Source organism: Pseudomonas sp. GD04091 (genome assembly GCF_029836165.1).
In the GTDB taxonomy this organism is placed as follows: domain Bacteria; phylum Pseudomonadota; class Gammaproteobacteria; order Pseudomonadales; family Pseudomonadaceae; genus Aquipseudomonas.
In genome coordinates this window covers 1-3502 of sequence record NZ_JAOEBG010000047.1, presented here as the reverse complement: position 1 = coordinate 3502, position 3502 = coordinate 1, and the positions used below count along the sequence as shown (strand labels likewise).

Sequence of the window (3502 nt, the reverse complement as noted above, 5' to 3'; positions counted from 1 at the left end):
ACTGACCGATGGCACCAAGGTGACCATCCCGGCTGGCAGCGCCAGTGGCACCGTGACCATCACCGCCAAGGATGATGTCTTCGTCGGCGGTCAGCCTTCGATCGTCAACAAGATCGAAGGTGTCACGGGTGCGGATAACTTCGAGAAGCTGACTCTCGGCGACAACAGCATCACCACCACCGTCACCGATGAGCCGGGGACGGGTACTCCGGGCACCGGCAACGAAGGCGACAAGGTCAGCGTGACCATCGTCGGCAAAGGCGATGTCACCGAAGATCAGCAGCCTGCCTTCACCGTCAAGGTCAGCCAAAAACTTGACCACGACCTGACCGTCACCCTGTCCAATGGCGACAAGGTCGTCATTCCCGCTGGCCAGACCGAAACCGAGTACAAAGCCAAGGCCCAGGGCGATGACGTCTTCAAGGACGGCGATACCCTGACCGTCGGTATCACCGATGCCACTGTAACCGGCAAGACCTTCGAGAACCTGGAGCTCGGCGGCGATGCCAGCGTCCAGATCACCGACACCATCAGCGAAGTGGTCGCCACCCTGTCGGCGGACAAGACCACCGTCAGCGAAGGTGGCCAGGTCACTTACACCGTCACCCTGACCAATGCCCAGGGCCTGTCGGTCACCGGTCACAACGGCCTGACCTTCACCCTGACCGACGGCACCAAAGTGACCATCCCGGCCGGCAGCGCCAGCGGCACGTTCACCATCACTGCCAAGGACGATGTGTTCGTCGGTGGCCAGCCTTCGATCGTCAACAAGATCGAAGGTGTCACGGGTGCGGATAACTTCGAGAAGCTGACTCTCGGCGACAACAGCATCACCACCACCGTGACCGACGAGCCAGACACCGGCACTCCGGGCACCGGCAACGAAGGCGACAAGGTTTCCGTGACCATCGTCGGCAAAGGCGGTGTCACCGAAGACCAGCAACCAGCCTTCACCGTCAAGGTCAGCCAGAAGCTCGACCACGACCTGACCGTCACCCTGTCCAATGGTGACAAAGTGGTGATCCCGGCCGGCCAGACCGAAACCGAGTACAAGGCCAAGGCCCAGGGCGATGACGTGTTCAAGGACGGCGACACCCTGACCGTCGGTATCACCGATGCCACTGTAACCGGCAAGACCTTCGAAAATCTGGAGTTCGGTGGCGATGCCAGCGTCCAGATTACTGACACCATCAGTGAAGTAGTCGCCACCCTGTCGGCGGACAAGACCACCGTCAGCGAAGGTGGCCAGGTCACCTACACCGTGACCCTGACCAACGCCCAGGGCCTGTCGGTCACCAGCCACAACGGCCTGACCTTCACCCTGACCGATGGCACCAAGGTGACCATCCCGGCCGGCAGCGCCAGCGGCACGTTCACCATCACTGCCAAGGACGATGTGTTCGTCGGTGGCCAGCCTTCGATCGTCAACAAGATCGAAGGCGTCACCGGCGCGGACAACTTCGAGAAGCTGACCCTTGGCGACAACAGCATCACCACCACCGTCACCGACGAGCCAGGCACCGGCACTCCAGGCACCGGCAACGAGGGCGACAAGGTTTCCGTGACCATCGTCAGCAAAGGCGATGTCACCGAAGACCAGCAGCCAGCCTTCACCGTCAAGGTCAGCCAGAAGCTCGACCACGACCTGACCGTCACCCTGTCCAATGGCGACAAGGTCGTCATTCCGGCTGGCCAGACCGAAACCGAGTACAAGGCCAAGGCCCAGGGCGATGACGTCTTCAAGGACGGCGACTCGTTGACCGTCGGCATCACCGACGCCACTGTGACCGGCAAGACCTTCGAGAACCTCGAGCTGGGTGGCGATGCCACCGTGCAGATCAGCGACACCATCAGTGAAGTCGTGGCGACCTTGTCTGCCGACAAGAGCACCGTTTCGGAAGGCGGTCAGGTTACCTATACCGTCACCCTGACCAACGCCCAGGGCCTGTCGGTCACCGGTCACAACGGCCTGACCTTCACCCTGACCGACGGCACCAAAGTCACCATCCCCGCCGGCAGTGCCAGCGGCACCGTGACCATCACCACCAAGGACGACGTGTTCGTCGGCGGCCAGCCGACCATTACCAACAAGCTGGAAGGCGTCACCGGCGCGGACAACTTCGAGAAGCTGACCCTGGGTCAGAACGAAGTGAAGACCAGCGTCACCGACGAGCCGGGCACCGGCACCGGCACGGGTACCGGCAACCAGGGTGACAAGGTTTCCGTGACCATCGTCAGCAAGGGCGATGTCACCGAGGACCAGCAACCGGCCTTCACCGTCAAGGTCAGCCAGAAGCTCGACCACGACCTGACCGTCACCCTGTCCAATGGCGACAAGGTCGTCATTCCCGCTGGCCAGACCGAAACCGAGTACAAGGCCAAAGCCCAGGGCGATGACGTCTTCAAGGATGGCGATACCCTGACCGTCGGCATCACCGATGCCACTGTGACCGGCAAGACCTTCGAGAACCTCGAACTGGGTGGCGACGCCTCGGTTCAGATCACCGACACCATCAGTGAAGTCGTGGCGACCCTGACCGCCGACAAGACCACCGTCACCGAAGGTGGCCAGGTCACTTACACCGTCACCCTGACCAATGCCCAGGGCCTGTCGGTCACCGGCCACAACGGCCTGACCTTCACCCTGACCGACGGCACCAAAGTGACCATCCCGGCCGGCAGCGCCAACGGCACCGTGACCATCACCGCCAAGGACGATGTGTTCGTCGGTGGCCAGCCTTCGATCGTCAACAAGATCGAAGGCGTCACCGGCGCGGACAACTTCGAGAAGCTGACCCTCGGCAAGGACACCCTCACCACCACCGTGACCGACGAACCGGGTAGCGGCACCGGCACGGGTACCGGCAACCAGGGCGACAAAGTCGCCGTGACCATCGTCGGCAACGGCGACGTGAACGAGGCCCAACAGCCGTCGTTCACCGTCAAGGTCAGCCAGAAGCTCGACCACGACCTCACCGTCACCCTGTCCAACGGCGCCAAGGTGGTGATCCCGGCCGGCCAGACCCAGGTCGAGTACAAGGCCACCGCCCAAGGTGATGACGTGTTCAAGGACGGCAGCTCGCTGACCGTCGGCATCACCGATGCCACTGTGACCGGCAAGACCTTCGAGAATCTGGAACTCGGCGGCAACGCCACCGTGCAGATCACCGACACCATCAGCGAAGTGGTCGCCACCCTGTCGGCGGACAAGACTACCGTCAGCGAAGGTGGCCAGGTCACCTACACCGTGACCCTGACCAACGCCCAGGGCCTGTCGGTCACTGGCCACAATGGCCTGACCTTCACCCTGTCCGACGGCACCAAGGTCACCATCCCGGCCGGCAGCGCCAGCGGCACCGTGACCATCACCGCCAAGGACGACGTGTTCGTCGGCGGCCAGGCCACCATCAGCAACAAGCTGACCGGCGTCACCGGCGCGGACAACTTCGAGAAGCTGACCCTGGGTCAGAACGAAGTGAAGACCAGTGTCACCGACGAGCCA

1 protein-coding gene is annotated in these 3502 nt (G+C 62.6%); it reads left to right on the top strand.

Annotated elements, in window-relative coordinates; translation table 11 throughout:
- The coding region (locus tag N7422_RS26785) for an immunoglobulin-like domain-containing protein (protein WP_347815277.1) at positions 1 to 3502 on the top strand (3502 nt) is incomplete at both ends.